At 69.0% G+C, this 16795-nt stretch carries 14 protein-coding genes; 7 read left to right on the top strand and 7 right to left on the bottom strand.

Annotated features, from left to right (window positions below; translation table 11 throughout):
• Window positions 1–32: 32 nt before the first annotated feature.
• The 7 genes from trpD to DELCS14_RS28540 all read right to left on the bottom strand — a co-directional run bounded on the left by trpD (window position 33) and on the right by DELCS14_RS28540 (window position 8391).
• Window positions 33–1067, bottom strand: coding sequence for an anthranilate phosphoribosyltransferase (gene trpD, locus DELCS14_RS28510; RefSeq protein WP_013804671.1), 1035 nt, complete (start codon window positions 1065–1067; stop codon window positions 33–35).
• A gap of 29 nt (window positions 1068–1096) precedes the next feature.
• Window positions 1097–1684 (bottom strand): aminodeoxychorismate/anthranilate synthase component II, encoded by a 588-nt coding sequence (locus DELCS14_RS28515; RefSeq protein WP_013804672.1) that lies wholly within the window; start codon window positions 1682–1684, stop codon window positions 1097–1099.
• A gap of 398 nt (window positions 1685–2082) precedes the next feature.
• Complete coding sequence (locus DELCS14_RS28520; RefSeq protein ID WP_013804673.1) at window positions 2083–2706, bottom strand: hypothetical protein; 624 nt, start codon at window positions 2704–2706, stop codon at window positions 2083–2085.
• Between the two features lie 28 nt (window positions 2707–2734).
• On the bottom strand, window positions 2735–4345 hold the full coding sequence (locus tag DELCS14_RS28525) for a VWA domain-containing protein (RefSeq protein ID WP_013804674.1): 1611 nt from the start codon (window positions 4343–4345) through the stop codon (window positions 2735–2737).
• 2 nt (window positions 4346–4347) lie between these two features.
• Entirely contained in the window at window positions 4348–5592 is a 1245-nt protein-coding gene (locus tag DELCS14_RS28530; protein WP_013804675.1) for a toxic anion resistance protein, read from the bottom strand.
• 22 nt (window positions 5593–5614) lie between these two features.
• Complete coding sequence (locus tag DELCS14_RS28535; RefSeq protein ID WP_013804676.1) at window positions 5615–6727, bottom strand: hypothetical protein; 1113 nt, start codon at window positions 6725–6727, stop codon at window positions 5615–5617.
• A 167-nt stretch (window positions 6728–6894) separates the two neighbouring features.
• Window positions 6895–8391, bottom strand: a complete 1497-nt coding sequence (locus tag DELCS14_RS28540) for a hypothetical protein (protein WP_043796514.1) — start codon at window positions 8389–8391, stop codon at window positions 6895–6897.
• Window positions 8392–8770: 379 nt separating this feature from the next.
• On the opposite strand from DELCS14_RS28540, the gene DELCS14_RS30935 reads away from it, so the two are divergent.
• The 7 genes from DELCS14_RS30935 to DELCS14_RS28570 are packed head-to-tail and all read left to right on the top strand — an operon-like array spanning window position 8771 to window position 16784.
• Entirely contained in the window at window positions 8771–8935 is a 165-nt protein-coding gene (locus DELCS14_RS30935; RefSeq protein ID WP_157158325.1) for a hypothetical protein, read from the top strand.
• 15 nt (window positions 8936–8950) lie between these two features.
• Entirely contained in the window at window positions 8951–9718 is a 768-nt protein-coding gene (gene fabI, locus DELCS14_RS28545) for an enoyl-ACP reductase FabI (protein ID WP_013804678.1), read from the top strand.
• A 33-nt stretch (window positions 9719–9751) separates the two neighbouring features.
• Window positions 9752–11227, top strand: a complete 1476-nt coding sequence (locus DELCS14_RS28550) for an efflux transporter outer membrane subunit (protein ID WP_013804679.1) — start codon at window positions 9752–9754, stop codon at window positions 11225–11227.
• A gap of 17 nt (window positions 11228–11244) precedes the next feature.
• Window positions 11245–12336: an HlyD family efflux transporter periplasmic adaptor subunit gene (locus DELCS14_RS28555; protein ID WP_013804680.1), complete on the top strand. Its 1092-nt coding sequence runs from the start codon at window positions 11245–11247 to the stop codon at window positions 12334–12336.
• Window positions 12333–15089, top strand: a complete 2757-nt coding sequence (rbbA, locus tag DELCS14_RS28560; protein ID WP_013804681.1) for a ribosome-associated ATPase/putative transporter RbbA — start codon at window positions 12333–12335, stop codon at window positions 15087–15089. The genes DELCS14_RS28555 and rbbA overlap by 4 nt, the downstream gene beginning before the upstream one ends.
• 1 nt (window position 15090) lies before the next feature.
• Entirely contained in the window at window positions 15091–16221 is a 1131-nt protein-coding gene (locus DELCS14_RS28565) for an ABC transporter permease (protein WP_012202690.1), read from the top strand.
• 53 nt (window positions 16222–16274) lie between these two features.
• Window positions 16275–16784: a hypothetical protein gene (locus DELCS14_RS28570; protein WP_013804682.1), complete on the top strand. Its 510-nt coding sequence runs from the start codon at window positions 16275–16277 to the stop codon at window positions 16782–16784.
• Window positions 16785–16795: the final 11 nt, after the last annotated feature.

Raw genomic sequence — 16795 nt, forward strand, 5'->3', positions numbered from 1 at the left:
TTGTATTCGGTGGTCGATGGGGGCTGCGCGGCTCAGGCCGTCAGCCGGGCCGTGTAGGCCACGAGTTCGTTGAGCTTGGCCAGGGCAGCGCCGCTGTCCAGCGCCGCCTGGGCGCGGGCCATGCCGTCCTCGATGCTGGAGGCCACGTTGGCCGCATACAGGGCGGCACCCGCGTTCAGGCAGACGATGTCGCGCGCGGCACTCTTTTCGCCATGGAGCACGCCCAGCAGCATGGCCTTGGATTCCTCGGGATTGTCCACCTTGAAGGCGCGCGTGCCCACCATGCGCAGGCCGAAGTCCTCGGGATGGATCTCGTACTCGCGCACCACGCCGTCCTTGAGCTCGCCCACCAGGGTGCCCGCGCCCAGGCTGATCTCGTCCAGGCCGTCGCGGCCATAGACCACGATGGCGTGCTCGGCGCCCAGGCGCTGCAGCGCGCGCACCTGGATGCCGACCAGGTCCTCGTGGAACACGCCCATGAGGATGTTGGGCGCGCTGGCCGGATTGGTCAGCGGGCCCAGGATGTTGAAGATGGTGCGCACGCCCAGCTCCTTGCGCACGGGCGCCACGTTCTTCATGGCCGGGTGGTGGTTGGGCGCGAACATGAAGCCGATGCCCACGTCGGCGATGCTGCGCGCGATCTGCTCGGGGCTGAGCTGGATGTTGACGCCCAGCGCCTCCATGGCGTCGGCGCTGCCGCTCTTGCTGCTGACGCTGCGCCCGCCGTGCTTGCTGACCTTGCCGCCCGCCGCCGCGATCACGAAGATGGAGCAGGTGGAGATGTTGAAGGTGTTGGCGCCGTCGCCGCCCGTGCCCACGATGTCCACCAGGTGGCGCTTGTCCTCCACATGGACCTTGTTGGAGAACTCGCGCATCACCTCGGCCGCGGCCGTGATCTCGCCGATGGTCTCCTTCTTCACGCGCAGGCCGGTGACGATGGCGGCCGTCATCACGGGCGACAGCTCGCCGCGCATGATCAGGCGCATCAGGTGCAGCATCTCGTCGTGGAAGATTTCGCGGTGCTCGATGGTGCGCTGCAGCGCTTCCTGGGGGGTGATCTGGGTCATTGCGGTGTCTCGGTTGGGTGCCGGCCTGCTCAGGCCTTCTGTTCCAGGAAATTCTTGAGCATGGCGTGGCCATACTCGGTGAGGATGCTCTCGGGGTGAAATTGCACGCCCTCGATGGCCAGGCTGGTGTGGCGCACGCCCTGGATCTCGCCGTCCTCGCTGGTGGCCGTGATCTCCAGGCATTCGGGCAGGCTGGAGCGAGCAATGGCCAGCGAGTGGTAGCGGTTGACCGTGAACTGCTCGGGCAGGTCGGCGAACACGCCCTTGCGGTCGGTGGTGATGACGCTGGTCTTTCCATGCATCTGCTGGCCCGCGCGCACGATGTCGCCGCCGAAGGCCGCGCCAATGCTCTGGTGGCCCAGGCACACGCCCAGGATGGGCAGGCGGCCTGCAAAGTGCTGGATGGCCGCCACGGAAATGCCGGCCTCGGCCGGCGAGCAGGGGCCGGGCGAGATCACCAGGCGGTCGATCTTCTCGCGCTCGACCAGGGCGATCACCTCGTCCAGCGTGGCCTCGTCATTGCGCACCACGGTGACATCGGCACCCAGCTCGCCGAAGTACTGGACGATGTTGTAGGTGAAGCTGTCGTAGTTGTCGATCATCAGCAGTCTGGTCATACCGGCTCCTGGGTCTCAAAGGGAAAAACGGGTGGCGCGGGCATGCCGCAGCGAAGGCTGGCGCGGGAATGCGCGCAATGCTGCCTGGGTCTGGAAGGGGGAATCTGAGGGCATCTGGGCAATCTCCTGGGTTCTGGGAGCCGCCGTGCCGGGGAGCCATCTGCTGGGTGAGCCTTGCTGCCGTCACGGCGGCAAGGCGCGGTACGCAACCGCAACGACGTGCCGCTTCCTTATTGGAAGCGCCACCACTGTGCAACGATGATCGAAACGGGCGTACCGTTCATGGCTGTCTTGGATCGAGAGTTCAGGTGTCTGGAAGACGGGAATGCAGCAGGCTGCATGGCGGAGCATGCTAACACAGGGTCCGCGCAGCGTGGCGGGACGACCCTGCGGCCGCCTCACTTCAGGAAATCCGGCTGGTCGAACTTCTGCTTCAAAAAGCGCCCGTTGGCCAGCAGCGCCTGCGCATCGCTGGCCGCCACATGGGCCACCACCTGCTGCATCTGCCCGGCCAGCAGCGCCAGCTGCTCGGTCAGCAGTTGCCTGGCCGTCTTGCCGTCCTGCACGGGCTGGGTGACACGGAACAGCGGCGGCAGCGCCGCATAGTGCGACAGCGTGGCGGGCAGGTACTGCAGCACCGTCTCGCGCACGGTGAACAGGCCGTCGTTGAAGACCGGGCCGGCCTCGGCCAGCGAGGGCAGCACCTCGTGCACCGAGCCGCGCACGCTGTCCAGGTGCTTTTGCATCTCGGGCGTGAGCATCGGGCGGGCCTTTTGCACCAGCTCGTCGATGCGTTCGCGGATGTCCTCGGCGCTCCAGTGCTGCTGCAGCGCCCGCTCGAAGCTGGCGCCCGCGGGCTGCAGGGCCCAGCCCAGCAGCAGGCCCGCGACGTACAGCCCCAGCGTGATCCAGCCCCAGCCGCCGCCGATCACGCCCGCGAACAGCAGCACCGGCCCCAGCAGGGCCAGCGCCAGGCCGGCGAGGTTGCCGTTGCCGTAGAAGAAAAGCTGCAGGCGGCGCATCAGGCGGGTCCGATCGGTGGCGGCGCTGTCACTGGTAGCCCCGGATTTCCTTGAACACCAGCGGCAGCCCGCTCTTGCCGGTGTTGCGCGCATCGAAGGCGCGCCCGCCCGTCAGCGCGGCCAGGGCCTGCATTTCGCCGGACTGCGCCTCGCCAAAGATGATGGGAAAGACGCGCACCAGCGGCGCGCCGCCGTCGCGCGCCATGCGCTGCTCGCGCTCGAATGCGGCCCAGTCGCGGCCGGCCGTGTTGGCGCCATCGGTCAGCAGCACGATGCTGACGAAGCGCTCGGGATCGGCCCGCAGTTCCTGGCGTGCCTGCTGCTGCGCCAGCGTGAGCGCGTCATAGATGGCCGTGCCGCCGTCGGCCACCAGGCTGTCGGCATAGGCCAGCACCTGGGCGCTTGCGGCCTGCAGGTCGCCCGCCGCAAACTGCACGCGCGCGGGCTGGCCGACCAGGCCCGAGAACGGAATCAGCAGCACGCGCTCGCGCGCCTGGAAGGCGGCATAGCGCTGGCTGGCGGCCGAGGCCTCGGCGCCGGACAGCAGCTTGAGCGCCTCCTTCATCTGCGCCAGCCGCGCACCCTTCATGGAGCCGCTCACGTCCAGCACGAAGATGCTGGTGGCCGGGCGGCGCAGATCGCTCTGGTAGGCCGAGAGCACGGCATCGATCACCTCCAGCCGGTTCGGAAAGCTCAGCTCCACCACGGGCGCCGTGGGCAGCACCGGGCTGGCCTGCGCCTCGGGGCTGGCGGGGCGCAGCTGGGCCTGGCGCAGCGGCTGGCCCTGGAAGGCGGGGGCCTTGAACTGGGCGACCAGCCGGTCATAGTCTGCGCGCCGCGCAGCGTTGAGCAGCATCAGCGGATAGTCGGCCGAGATCACGCCGTCGCGCGGGTAGACCAGGGTGAGCCGGTCGGCGGCGGGCAGCTTCTCGTTCAGGCGCAGGATCACGGCCTCGTAGTTGACCAGCGCATCGACGGCGCCGGGCTCGCGCTCGAAGGCCTCGGCCAGCCAGCCGGAGCTGCCTGCCGTGAGCTTCTGGCCCGACAGAAAATCCTTGAGCACCTTGGCGTTGACCTCCCTGGCGTCCAGGTCCTCGGTCTTGCCGGCCACGGCCGAGGCCACGGCGAACAGCGCGCTCATGCCGGTGTTGGAGCTGGCCGGATTGGTCATGCCGTAGCGCAGCCGGCCCTGGACGGCAGCGCGTGCGATGTCGGCCCAGGTGGGCGGTGCCTTGTCCCAGCCCAGCTTTTGCAGCACGGGGGCCTTCACGCCCAGGGCCACGCGCGAGTAGAAAAGCTTTTCGCGCGCCAGCGGCTTGTTCGCCAGCGCCAGCGCGGGATAGGCGCCATTGGGCGGCAGGATGGCGTCGTACTGCTCGCCCGCATTGATGCGCTCGACCATCTCCAGCGTGCCCGCATAGCTGAGCTTGAGCGGCACGCCCGCCGCCGTGGCGGCCTGCTCCAGCGCGGGCGCCACGTCCTTGAGCTCGGAGCCGGCCAGCACGGTGAATGCACCCTGGGGACCGGCGGACGGATCGGACTTGGCGGCGGCCTGCGGCGCGGGTTCGGGCGACTTGCCGCAGCCGGCCAGGGCCAGCGCAAGGCCCAGCAGCCACCAGGCCGCCAGGCGCCGGAACATGCTCACAGCACCACCTCGCCGGCGGGCGCCTGCAGCGCCTCGCGCACGTCCTCGCGGCGGCTCTTTTCCAGATAGGCGCGGGACTTGTCCACCTCCTGCGACAGCGTGTCCACCGTGGTCTGCATGGAGGCCAGGGCCTTGACCTTGAAGTCGGCCATGGCGTCCATGGTCTGGTAGATGTTGCCGAAGGCCTGCTGCAGTTTGGCGATGTCGATGGTGCTTCTGGCCGCCTGCTCGTGGATCTTCCCGCTTTGCTCGCGCAGCAGCTCGCTGGTGCCGGCGATCAGGTTGCCCGTGGTGGTGTTCAGCGCCGTGATCTGGTCCAGCACCAGTTTCTGGTTGGCCAGCGCCTGCGCCACGATGACGGCCGTGCGCAGGGCAGAGACCGTGGTGGTGGTCGCGCGGTCCACGCCCTTGGCCAGTTCGAGGTTGTTCTTGCGCACCAGGTCCAGTGCCAGGTAGCCCTGCACGTTCACCGCCATCTGGATGAGCAGGTCGGTGACCTTCTGGCGTGCGTAGAACAGCATGTCCTCGCGCACCACGCGCGCCTTTTCCGGGTCGCTGGCGTCCAGCTGCGCCGCCTTGGCCTCCAGCGCCGCGTCCAGCTTCTTGCCGATGTGGATGTATTTCTCCAGCCGCTCCATCAGGCCCCACAGGTTGGCCTTTTCCTGCTCGATGGCGGCGTTGTCGCGCAGCAGCTCGTCCTTGCCGCGCTTGAGGCTGTCGATGATGGCGTTCAGGTGGCTCTGGCTGGACTGGAATTTGTCGAAGTAGTCCACCAGCCTGTTGCCCATGGGGATCAAGCCCAGCAGCTTGCGCGGCTTGAACAGGTCGTCCTGGCGCGAGGGGTCCAGCGCCTCCACCTGGCGGCGCAGGTCGATCAGGCCCTGGCCGATCTGGCTGCCCTGGTCGAACAGGCCGTTGTTCAGCGTCTTGACGGGACGCTCCAGCATGCGGTTGGAGACGGCGGCAGCGGCCTGCACCTCCTTGTTGCCCATGCCGTGGATGCGCTCGACCGCGCCCTTGAAGGCGGGCGACTGGCTGTCGTTGGCGGTGATGTCGTCGATGAACTGCGCCACCTGCGCGTCCAGCTGCTGCACTTCCTCGGCCTTGAGGCGGACCTTGCCGCTGGCCGACTCGATGGGCACGGGCAGGGCGGGCGCAGGCGGCTCCAGCACGAAATCCTGCTCCTGTGCAGGCACGGCCACGGCGGCGCTGGCAGCGGTGGTCTGGGGGGTGTTGCTCATCGGTTGCTCCTGGAACGTTCGGTCATTTGAAGCGCTGCTCCATGTCCACGATCATTCGCTCCAGCCACTCCTGGCTGGGCGGTTCGATCACATCCACCAGCTGCGCGGGCGCCTGCACGCCCTGCCCGGCCCAGCGCTCGGGCCCGTGCGTGTCGCCGCCGGTGCGAAAGCCGTATTCCTGCGCCAATGCGCGCAGTTGCGGATCGGATTCGAGCAGCTGGCCCACGCGATCGCCTGCAGGCGTGTAGGGCACGAGCACATGCTTGGAATACAGCGTGGGCTGCGGGTAGAGCATCACCATCTCGCCGCTCCTGCGCTGCGGGTGGCGCAGCAGGAACTCCACCAGCTGCGATTCATAGGCCACCAGCAGCGGCGCCTTGCCCATGCCCAGGGCCAGGTAGTCCTCGAACGGCCCGGCCGACGAGCTTTCCTGGAAGCCCTGGCGCAAAAACAGCGGCGCCACCTGCGGCATCACGCGCTCCAGGTCGGCCGGGCTTTGCACCACCTGCTGGCCGTTGAGCACATAGCTGGCCAGCGCCAGGTACATGGCCGCGCTGTTGGAGCTGCGCACATCGGTGCTGGCGGGCAGCACGGCCTTGCCGGTGGCAAAGGCGCCGGAGGCCTTCAGGTCACGCCAGCGCGTGCCCTTGCCGGCCATGGCCAGCAGGGCGGGAAGATCGGTCACGTAAAAGAAGTCGCCCTGCTTTTGCGCAACGCCGTTGGCGATCAGGATCTCGGCAATGGGCCGCCAGCTGGCGAACACGATGGGCGTGTAGAACGGCGTGTAGACCGTGCCGGCCCTGGCCGCCGCCTTGAGCTGGGCCGCAGCCGGCGCCCCCGAGGGAAAGCCGAAGTCGTACTGCTTGGGGTCGTAGCTGTTGGCAATGCTGCGCGAGCCGGCCTTTTGCACCGTCACCGTCACGCCGTGGCGCGCCAGCACGTCGCGCACGCGCTCGTCCTGGAAGAAGGCTTCCTTCTCGGAGCCGATCAGGCCGCGTGCCGTCACGGACTGCTGCTGCGTCAGCTGCGCCTGGCGGTCCTGCACCAGGGCCGTGCGCGAGTACCAGATACCGCCGCCCACGGCCGCCAGCAGCAGCGCCGCCAGCGACGCCGCCAAAGCACGGCGCGCGTTCATTGAGAGGCTCCGCCCTGGATGACGGCAAGATGAAATTCGGTCATGAACGCGCGGGCCGTTGTCATGTCTTGTTCAAAAAAACTTCTTATACGGAAGTTTTGTGACACAACGACGACACGCGGCCCGGCCCGCGCCGCGACTAACTCAACGCGACTATCTCAGCGCGACTACCTCAGCGCGAGTTGCTCAGTGAAGCTGCGCTCACCGGGCGTTTCGCGGTGCTGCTGGGTGCGGTGCTCCACCAGCTGGTCCCACGTCTGCATCTGGCGCTCTTGCGTCTTGCGCAGCGCGCCGGTGACCTGCTTGCCGGCTGTCTCGATCAGCGTGGTGATGGTGCGGCTGTCCTGCACCTTGGTCAGGTCATAGTTGCCCGACTGCAAATCCAGCATGCTGCGGTTGCGCGCCTTTTTGGATTCGGCGTTCAGGGACTCGGTCACCACCTGGGCGATCGACTCGCCCTCCCTGCCGCGGGACTGCCGGGTGGTCTTCTGGCCCACCTGGTACTCGGCGCGGCCGATTTCGGTCACGGCGCCGAATTCGTTGGTGTTCTCGAAATCACCGCTGAAGCTGGCCTGGAAATCGGCCAGGCCGCTTTGCAGGGACTGCACGGAACGCTCCAGCCCGGAGAGCGCGACGATGGCGCCCGGCGCGGCCGGCGCCTGCGCGTTGTGCAGCTGACTGAAGGCACTCTTGAACATGTCCACCAGCGCCGCATCCGCACGGCCGCGCTGCGCGGCGGCATCAAAGCGCTTCAGATGCTGGTCCAGCGCGGCCTGGCGCTGCGAAGCGCTGGCGCCCACGGGGGCATCGGACTCCAGGTTGACGGCCAGCTCGCCCGCCGCGCCCTTCATCGCCACCGATCGGCCATCGGCGCCCACATGCAGGCTGAACGAGGACAGGGGCTGCGAAGGCTTGGGGTTCTTGATGTCCAGGTCCAGGCCGGACAGCACGCTGCGGTCGAAGTCCAACAGCTTGCCCAGTTCCAGCTGGGGCTTGCCCGGCTTTCCCAGGCCTTCCAGCGCTTCGTCCAGCCCGTCGGCCAGCTGGGCAATGGCCGCGCTCTCGGCCTGGCTCAAGGTGCCGGAACTCTTGACCTCGACCCGCAGCCCGCTGCTGCTGCCCGCTTCGCTGCCGTCGTTCGTGGCAATCCGCAGCTCCACGGTCTGGCCCGATTGCGTGCGGATCTTCAGGCTCACGGTGGCAGCGCCCACGGTCACATCGCTCAGTGCGGACTTGTCCAGGGCCTGCGCATCCGCGCTGCCTGCGACGGAGTCGGCCGCCGTGGGCGCCTGGTACTCCGCCACCGCCTGTTGGTAGTCCGACGGCGTGGCCGCAAAGCGCGACAGCAGGGCGCCGCCCAGGCCGCGCCAGCGGTCGGCCAGGCTGGCCGACGGGCCCAGGCCCAGGTTGCGCGCCATCAGGGTGCTGATGTCGTCCCTGTCTTGCGAGGCCCAGGCCCGGGTCAGCCTGAACTGCCCCAGTTCCACGGGCTGCGGTTTGGCATAGATGACGCTGGACCCTGTGGACTGGCCCAGCGTGACCTGCGTGCCCGGGTCGGCGGGTGCAGCAGCTGCCGTGGTCGCTGACGACCTCACGGACACCGTGGGCCGCATGCCCGCTGCGCTGGCGGCAAAGCTGGCGCCGGTGGATGAAATGCTGGTCATGGATTGATCGTCTTCCTTCGGTCTTGTCTTGACTGAATGGCGGCCCCAGGCCTTTGCAGGCAGGGGATTTTCTCTGTTCATGGACCATCGGCAGATTTCCGGTTTTCTTTACCCCCGTGCACCAATATGGTGTGAAAACCTTGTATTCATTGAAATCCGGCCAATACCGGGAATGTTCGGCTGTTGGCGCAAAAAGACGCTATTGCTCTACTGGACGCAGCGACTGGCGGCAAGCGACATCCTCTCAGTGAGGCCGCCCTCTTTGACCTGAGTCAAGCCTATGGAGTGAACTGCATCGATATAACGAAACGGCATCGCCAAAATCGGTCGCTGCAGTGCAACATAGATAGAATGAAAAAGACCAGGAGACGATATTGGCATGCAAACCTTTGATTTGCATTCATCAAAACAAGCTATCAAAAGCTTCGTAGTCACAGGAAATACAAACATTCGCCGTGGCGCATATGTCGGCAATGCCGCGCCATGCCCCGTGATTCCTGACGAAGCCGCCCCAAGGCGGCCTGTTTCCCGGCAGACCTTCTGATCTGGAGCATTCGAGATGACGCTATTGGCTGGCAAAAAGGGCCTGATCGTCGGCATCGCCAACCGCGACAGCATTGCCTGGGCCTGTGCCCGGGCCATGCATGCGGCGGGCGCCGAGATCGGCGCGACCTGGCAGAACGACAAGGCCCGTGTGCATGTGGAGCCCCTGCTCGACGAGATCGGTGCCGAGCTGCGCATGCCGCTGGACGTGGGCGATGACGAGCAGATGCGCGCGCTGTTCGATGCCGCCGCCGTGCGCTGGGGCCGGCTGGACTTCGTGCTGCACGCCGTGGCCTACGCCCCGCGCAAGGACCTGCAGGGCCGCGTGGTGGACAGCTCCCGCGAGGGCTTTGCGCTGGCCATGGACATCTCCTGCCACTCCTTCATCCGCATGGCCCACCTGGCCGAGCCGCTGATGGCCGCCAGCGGCGGCAGCCTCATGACGCTGAGCTACCTGGGCGCCAGCGAGGTCATGCCGCACTACGGAATCATGGGCCCGGTCAAGGCCGCGCTGGAGTCCACCACGCGCTACCTGGCGGCCGAGCTCGGCCCCTCGCGCATCCGCGTCAATGCCGTCTCGCCCGGGCCCATCGCCACGCGCGCGGCCTCGGGCATTGCCGCGTTCGATGAACTCGTGGCCGACAGCGTGCGCCGCTCGCCCATTGCCGGCGAATTGCAGCCCGACGACGTGGGGCCGCTGTGCGCCTTCCTGGCCTCGGACGGGGCGCGCGCCATCACGGGCTGCACGCTGTATGTCGATGGCGGCCACCACATCCTCAACTAGCGGCTGCCGCACCGGCACCCCGCAGCACTGCAGATGACCCTCCCATTCCCCCGAACCGCCGCCGCCGCGCTGGCAGCCGCACTGGCCGCAGCCCTGGCGGGATGTGCCTCCCTGGCGCCGCCGCACGAGCCGCCGCCCCTGCCCACGCCCGAGGCCTGGCCTGCCCATCTGCAGGCGGGCGCCCAGGGTGTCGCCGCCGCCGGCCTGCCCTGGCGCGACTACTTCACCGACCCCGCGCTGCGCCAGCTGATCGCCACCGCGCTGGAGCACAACCGCGACCTGCGCGTGGCCGCGCTGCGCGCCGAAGAGGCGCGCGCGGCCTTCCAGATCCAGCGCTCCGAGCTGTTCCCGGCCATTGGCGTGGGCGGCCAGGCCGCACGGGCGCGCGTGCCTGGCGACCTCAACCTCTCGGGCCGCTCCGTGGTCAGCGGCGAGTACCGCGCCGAGGTCGGCTTCAGCAGCTGGGAGCTGGACCTGTGGGGTCGCGTGCGCAGCCTCAAGGACGCGGCCCTGCAGACCTGGCTGGCCAGCGATGCGGGCCGCCACGCCGTGCAGACCGCGCTGATCGCCCAGGTGGCCGACGGCTACCTGGGCCTGCGCGAGCTGGACGAGCGCGTGGCCATTGCGCGCGAGACGCTGGCCACGCGCCAGGAATCCTTTCGCATCTTCACGCGCCGCGAGGCCGTGGGCGCCAGCTCGCGCCTGCAGCTGGCCCAGGTCCAGACCCTGCTGACCCAGGCGCAGGCCCTGCTGGCCCAGCTGGAGCTGGCACGCGCGCAGCAGCTGCATGCCCTGGCCCAGCTGGTCGGCGCCCACCCGGGCCCGCTGCCCGCCGCCGCACCCTTTGACGACGCCCTGGTGCTGGCCGAGCTGCGGCCGGGCCTGCCCTCGGAACTGCTCACGGCGCGGCCCGACATTGCCGCGGCCGAGCACCAGCTGCGCGCGGCCCGGGCCCAGATCGGCGCGGCGCGCGCCGCCTTCTTCCCGCGCATTGCGCTCACGGCCCGCTGGGGCACGGCCAGCGCCGAACTCGACGGCCTGTTCGACGGCGGTAGCCGCGCCTGGGCCTTCGTGCCCACGGTGTCCCTGCCCATCTTCGACGGCGGCCGGCGCCGCGCCAACCTGGAGCTGGGCGAGATCCGCAGCGACATGGCCGTGGCCCAGTACGAGAAAGCCATCCAGACCGCCTTCCGCGAGGTGGCCGATGGCCTGGCCGCACGCCGCTGGCTGTCCGAGCAGATCACCGTGCAGCGCACCGCCGTGCAGGCCCAGGCCGAGCGCGCGCGGCTGGCGCAGCTGCGCTACGACAACGGCTCGGCCGCCTACCTGGAGGTGCTGGACGCCCAGCGCGACCTGCTGGCCGCACGCCAGCAGTTGGTGCAGGCGCGGCGCGCCCTGCTGTCCAGCCAGGTGGGCCTGTATGCCGCCCTGGGCGGCGGCAGCGGCGCGGAACCTGCCGCGCTGCCCGCCACCCTGCCGGCCACGCCTGCCGATCCCCCGAATTCCTGAAGCCTCCGGACCCGCCCATGGACAAGAACACCTCTCTGAAGAACAAGATCGTGCCGATCGCCGCCGTGGCGGTCCTGGCCCTCGTGGCCTGGTGGGCCTGGAAGACCTTCACGCCCAAGGGCCCTGGCGAGGGCTTCGTCGGCAGCAACGGCCGGGTCGAGGCCACCGAGATCGACATCTCCACCAAGCTGCCCGGCCGCGTGGAGGAAATCCTGGTGCGCGAGGGCGACTTCGTGCAGGCCGGCCAGCCCGTGGCGCGCATGCAGATCGACACCCTGCGCGCCCAGCGCCAGGAAGCCGACGCCATGCGCCAGCAGGCCGAGCACAGCGTGGCCGCGGCCGAGGCCCAGGTCACCCTGCGCCGCAGCGACCTGGCCGCCGCCCAGGCCCTGATCGTGCAGCGCGAGACCGAGGTGGACGCCGCGCAGCGCCGCTTCAAGCGCTCGGAAACGCTGGCGCGCGAGGGCGCCTCCTCGGTGCAGGAACTCGATGACGACCGCGCCCGCGTGCGCGGCAGCGAGGCGGCGCTGGCCGCCACGCGCGCCCAGGCCGCCGCTGCCCAGGCCGCCGTGAAGGCGGCCGAGGCCCAGGTGGTCGGCGTGCGCTCCCAGGTGCAGGCGGCCACGGCCACGGTGGCGCGCGTGCAGGCCGACATCGACGACGGCGTGCTCAAGGCCCCGCGCGACGGCCGCGTGCAGCTGCGCGTGGCCCAGCCCGGCGAGGTGCTGGGCGCAGGCGGGCGCGTGCTCAACCTGCTGGACCTGTCCGATGTCTACATGACCTTCTTCGTGCCCGAGACTGCCGCCGGGCGCATTGCCCTGGGCAGCGAGGTGCGCCTGGTGCTGGACGCCGCGCCCGAGTACGTGATCCCGGCCCGCGTCTCCTTCGTCGCCAGCCAGGCCCAGTTCACGCCCAAGACCGTGGAGACCGCCAGCGAGCGCCAGAAGCTGATGTTCCGCGTGCGCGCCCAGATCCCGCCGGAGCTGCTGCGCCGCCATCTGGAACAGGTCAAGACCGGCGTGCCCGGCATGGCCTGGCTGCGCACCGATGCCAGCCATGAGTGGCCCGCCAACCTGACCATCAAGCTGCCAGCCCAGCCCGCGCAATGAGCGAGAGCACGACGCCCCATGCCAGCGGCTGGGTCGTGCGCCTGAAGGGCGTGCACCAGCGCTATGGCCAGGTCCAGGCGCTGGCGGGCATAGACCTGGACATTCCCGAAGGCCGCATGGTCGGCCTGATCGGGCCGGACGGCGTGGGCAAGTCCAGCCTCATGGCGCTGATCTCCGGGGCACGCAAGATCCAGGAAGGCAGCGTCGAGGTGCTGGGCGGCGACATGGCCCAGCGCCGGCACCGCGAGGCCGTCTGCCCGCGCGTGGCCTACATGCCTCAGGGCCTGGGGCGCAACCTCTATCCCACGCTGTCGGTGGAGGAGAACCTGCAGTTCTTCGCGCGCCTGTTCGGCCATGACGCGGCCGAGCGGCGCCGCCGCATCGACGATCTCACCCAGGCCACGGGCCTGCGCAAATTCCTGGAGCGGCCGGCCGGCAAGCTGTCGGGCGGCATGAAGCAGAAGCTGGGCCTGTGCTGCGCGCTGATCCACGACCCCGACCTGCTCATTCTTGACGAGCCCACCACGGGCGTCGACCCGCTGGCGCGCGCCCAGTTCTGGGACCTGATCGCGCGCATCCGCCGCCAGCGCCCCGGCATGAGCGTGCTGGTGGCCACGGCCTACATGGACGAGGCCCAGCGCTTCGACTGGCTGGTGGCCATGGACGAGGGCCGCGTGCTGGCCACGGGCACGCCGGCCGAGCTGCTGCAGCGCACGGACAGCCGCTCGCTGGAAGAGGCCTTCATCGCCCTGCTGCCCGAAGAGAAAAAGCGCGGCCATGCGCCCGTGACCATCGCCCCCCTGCCTGCAGGCGGCGAGGACGACATCGCCATCGAGGCCAGGGACCTGACCATGCGCTTTGGCGACTTCGTCGCCGTGGACCATGTGTCCTTCCGCATCCGCCGCGGCGAGATCTTCGGCTTCCTGGGCTCCAACGGCTGCGGCAAGAGCACCACCATGAAGATGCTGACCGGCCTGCTGCCGGCCAGCGAGGGCCAGGCCTGGCTGTTCGGCCAGCCCGTGGACCCGCGCGACATCGACACGCGCCGCCGCGTGGGCTACATGACCCAGGCGTTCTCGCTGTACGGCGAGCTGACCGTGCACCAGAACCTGGTGCTGCATGCGCGCCTGTTCGGCGTGCCCGAGGCGGACATTCCCGCGCGCGTGGCCGAGATGCTGCAGCGCTTCGACCTGCAGGCCGCGCAGCACAGCCTGCCGGCCGCCCTGCCGCTGGGCATGCGCCAGCGCCTGTCGCTGGCCGTGGCCATGGTGCACAAGCCCGAGCTGCTCATCCTGGACGAGCCCACCTCGGGCGTGGACCCCGTGGCGCGCGACGGCTTCTGGCGCCTGCTGGTGGAGCTGTCGCGGCGCGACCGCGTGACCATCTTCATCTCCACCCACTTCATGAACGAGGCCGAGCGCTGCGACCGCATGTCCATGATGCATGCGGGCAAGGTGCTGGACAGCGACACGCCCGCGCGCCTGGTGGCCAAGCGCGGCGCGGCCACGCTGGAGGAAGCCTTCATCGGCTACCTGGTCGAGGCCGGTGGCGGCGAGGCCCCGGCCGAGGAACAGCAGGCCGCGCCTGCCGCCCCCGCTGCCGTGGAAACGCACACTGCGCGCCGCCGCCATTTCAGCGCCCAGCGCATGCTCAGCTATGTCTGGCGCGAAGCGCTGGAGCTGCAGCGCGACCCGGTGCGTGCCACGCTGGCCCTGGTGGGCTCGCTGATCCTGATGTTCGTGATGGGCTACGGCATCAGCCTGGACGTGGAGGACCTGCGCTTTGCCGTGCTGGACCGCGACCAGACCACCATCAGCCGCAGCTATGCGATGAGCCTGTCGGGCTCGCGCTACTTCATCGAGCAGCCGCCGCTGACCGACTACGACGCACTGGACCGCCGCATGCGCAGCGGCGAGCTGACCCTGGCCATCGAGATTCCCCCGGGCTTTGCGCGCGATGTGCTGCGCGGCGGCTCCGTGCAGGTGGGCGCCTGGTTCGACGGCGCCATGCCCACGCGCGCCGAGACCGTGCGCGGCTACCTGCAGGGCATCCACCAGCACTGGCTGACCGAGCAGGCGCGCGAACGCCTGGGTGTGACGCCGGCCGGCCTGATCGACATCCAGACGCGCTTTCGCTACAACCCCGACGTGCGCAGCCTGCCGGCCATGGTGCCGGCCGTCATGCCCCTGCTGCTGCTGCTTTTGCCGGCCATGCTGACGGCGCTGGCCGTGGTGCGCGAGAAGGAAAGCGGCTCCATCACCAACCTCTACGTCACGCCGGTCACGCGCACCGAATTCCTGCTGGGCAAGCAACTGCCCTATGTGGTGCTGGCCATGCTGAACTTCCTGCTGATGTGCCTGATGGCCGTCACCCTGTTCGGCGTTCCCGTGACGGGCAGCTTTGCCACGCTGGCCCTGGCGGCGCTGATCTTCAGCGGCGCCTCCACGGGCTTCGGCCTGCTGGCCTCCACGCTGACGCGCAGCCAGATCGCCTCGATGTTCCTGGTGCTGATCGGCACGCTGATCCCCACCACGCAGTTCGCGGGCCTGGTCGATCCCGTGTCCTCGCTGGAGGGGGCGGGCCGCATCATCGGCGAGGTCTATCCGGCCAGCCACATGATCGCCATCAGCCGCGGCGTGTTCAGCAAGGCGCTGGGATTTCGGGAGCTGGCCGGCTCGTTCGGGCCGCTGCTGCTGTCCGTGCCGGTGATCCTGGGCCTGGCCATTGCACTGACCAGAAAGCAGGAGAGCTGACATGCGCACCCGCCTTTTCTCCAACATCTACCGGCTGGGCGTCAAGGAGCTGTGGAGCCTGTGGCGCGACCCCGTGCTGCTGGTGCTCATCGCCTATGTGTTCACGGTCTCCATCTACACGGCGGCCACGGCCATGCCCGAGAGCCTGCACAACGCGCCCATCGCCATCGTGGACGAGGACGGCTCGCCGCTGTCGCAGCGCATCGCGGGCGCCTTCTATCCGCCGCAGTTCGCGCCACCGGCCATGATCGACCGCACGCAGATGGACCCGGGCATGGACTCGGGCACCTACACCTTCGTGCTCAACATCCCGCCCAACTTCCAGCGCGACGTGCTGGCGGGCCGCGCCCCCGAGCTGCAGCTGAACGTGGACGCCACGCGCATGAGCCAGGCCTTCACGGGCAACAGCTATGTGCAGCAGATCGTCACGGCCGAGGTCAGCGAGTTCGTGCGGCGCTTTCGGGGCGCCACCGCCCTGCCCGTGGACCTGGTGGTGCGCGCGCGCTTCAATCCAGCGCTGGACAAGGTCTGGTTCGGCGGGCTGATGCAGATCATCAACAACGTGACCATGCTGTCCATCATCCTCACGGGCGCGGCCCTGATCCGCGAGCGCGAGCACGGCACGGTGGAGCACCTGCTGGTCATGCCGGTGACACCGACCGAGATCATGCTGGCCAAGATATGGTCCATGGGACTGGTCGTGCTGGTCACCGCCTTTGCCTCGCTCAACCTCGTGGTGCGCGGCGCCCTGGGCGTTCCCATCGAAGGCTCGCTGCCGCTGTTCCTGGCGGGGGCCGCGCTGTGCCTGTTCGCCACAACGTCGCTGGGGATCTTCCTTGCCACGCTGGCGCGCAACATGCCACAGTTCGGCATGCTGCTGGTGCTCGTGCTGCTGCCGCTGCAGCTGCTGTCGGGCGCCATGACGCCGCGCGAAAGCATGCCCGAGCTGGTGCAGAACATCATGCTGGCCGCGCCGACCACCCACTTCGTCGAGCTGTCGCAGGCCATCCTCTACCGCGGAGCGGGGCTGGACGTGGTCTGGAAGCCCTTCCTCGCGCTGGCCGCGATCGGCTCCGTGCTGTTCGCCCTCACGCTCACCCGTTTTCGCAAGACCATCAGCCAGATGGCCTGATTTCGTTCCCGCCGCCAAGGCATCTTTCCATCTCAACCAGCAAGGAGTTTCATATGAGCGCACAGACCATTCCCCTCCATCTGCTCAAGGCACAGCTTGAACTGCAGTTGCACCTGAGCCGGCTGCTGCAGGAAAGCGGCCAACAGTGGCTGGAGCATGCCGCACGCAACGGCCCCGAGCGCATCGCCGAGACCGGCAGCGAGATCGAGGGCGTGCAGCAGACCAGCAGCTGGCAGGAGCTGGCCACCCTGCCCGCCCAGGCCTTCTGGCGCCACGCCCATCTGCGCATGGGCCATGCCCAGGCCCTGGCCCAGACCGCCATGGCCAGCCAGATGACCCTGGCCCAGGGCGTGCAGCAGGCCGTGCACGACTGGCAGCAACAGGTGGCAGCCACGCTGGGTAACAGCACCCAGGGCGCAGCCGACACCGCCGTGCCGTGGAGCGACCTGCTCGCCCGCTGGACCTCGGCCGTGCAGTCCGTGGCCCAGCCCGCCCATGCGGCACAGCAGCCCATTGCGGCAGCCGCCGCCGAAACGGCCCGCGACGCCACAGCCCAGGGCTGACGGCTCCCAAG

The sequence above is a fragment of the Delftia sp. Cs1-4 genome (assembly GCF_000214395.1).
GTDB classification, from domain to species: domain Bacteria; phylum Pseudomonadota; class Gammaproteobacteria; order Burkholderiales; family Burkholderiaceae_C; genus Comamonas; species Comamonas acidovorans.

What these genes read in the sequence shown, in the direction of transcription:
- DELCS14_RS28550 (WP_013804679.1), top strand. Translation starts at nt 9,752, where the DNA reads ATGACCCTCCCATTCCCCCGAACCGCCGCCGCCGCGCTGGCAGCCGCA.
- rbbA (WP_013804681.1), top strand. Translation starts at nt 12,333, where the DNA reads ATGAGCGAGAGCACGACGCCCCATGCCAGCGGCTGGGTCGTGCGCCTG.
- DELCS14_RS28515 (WP_013804672.1), bottom strand. Translation starts at nt 1,684, where the DNA reads ATGACCAGACTGCTGATGATCGACAACTACGACAGCTTCACCTACAAC.
- DELCS14_RS28525 (WP_013804674.1), bottom strand. Translation starts at nt 4,345, where the DNA reads ATGTTCCGGCGCCTGGCGGCCTGGTGGCTGCTGGGCCTTGCGCTGGCC.
- fabI (WP_013804678.1), top strand. Translation starts at nt 8,951, where the DNA reads ATGACGCTATTGGCTGGCAAAAAGGGCCTGATCGTCGGCATCGCCAAC.
- DELCS14_RS28565 (WP_012202690.1), top strand. Translation starts at nt 15,091, where the DNA reads ATGCGCACCCGCCTTTTCTCCAACATCTACCGGCTGGGCGTCAAGGAG.
- trpD (WP_013804671.1), bottom strand. Translation starts at nt 1,067, where the DNA reads ATGACCCAGATCACCCCCCAGGAAGCGCTGCAGCGCACCATCGAGCAC.
- DELCS14_RS30935 (WP_157158325.1), top strand. Translation starts at nt 8,771, where the DNA reads ATGCAAACCTTTGATTTGCATTCATCAAAACAAGCTATCAAAAGCTTC.
- DELCS14_RS28540 (WP_043796514.1), bottom strand. Translation starts at nt 8,391, where the DNA reads ATGACCAGCATTTCATCCACCGGCGCCAGCTTTGCCGCCAGCGCAGCG.
- DELCS14_RS28530 (WP_013804675.1), bottom strand. Translation starts at nt 5,592, where the DNA reads ATGAGCAACACCCCCCAGACCACCGCTGCCAGCGCCGCCGTGGCCGTG.
- DELCS14_RS28555 (WP_013804680.1), top strand. Translation starts at nt 11,245, where the DNA reads ATGGACAAGAACACCTCTCTGAAGAACAAGATCGTGCCGATCGCCGCC.
- DELCS14_RS28535 (WP_013804676.1), bottom strand. Translation starts at nt 6,727, where the DNA reads ATGAACGCGCGCCGTGCTTTGGCGGCGTCGCTGGCGGCGCTGCTGCTG.
- DELCS14_RS28520 (WP_013804673.1), bottom strand. Translation starts at nt 2,706, where the DNA reads ATGCGCCGCCTGCAGCTTTTCTTCTACGGCAACGGCAACCTCGCCGGC.
- DELCS14_RS28570 (WP_013804682.1), top strand. Translation starts at nt 16,275, where the DNA reads ATGAGCGCACAGACCATTCCCCTCCATCTGCTCAAGGCACAGCTTGAA.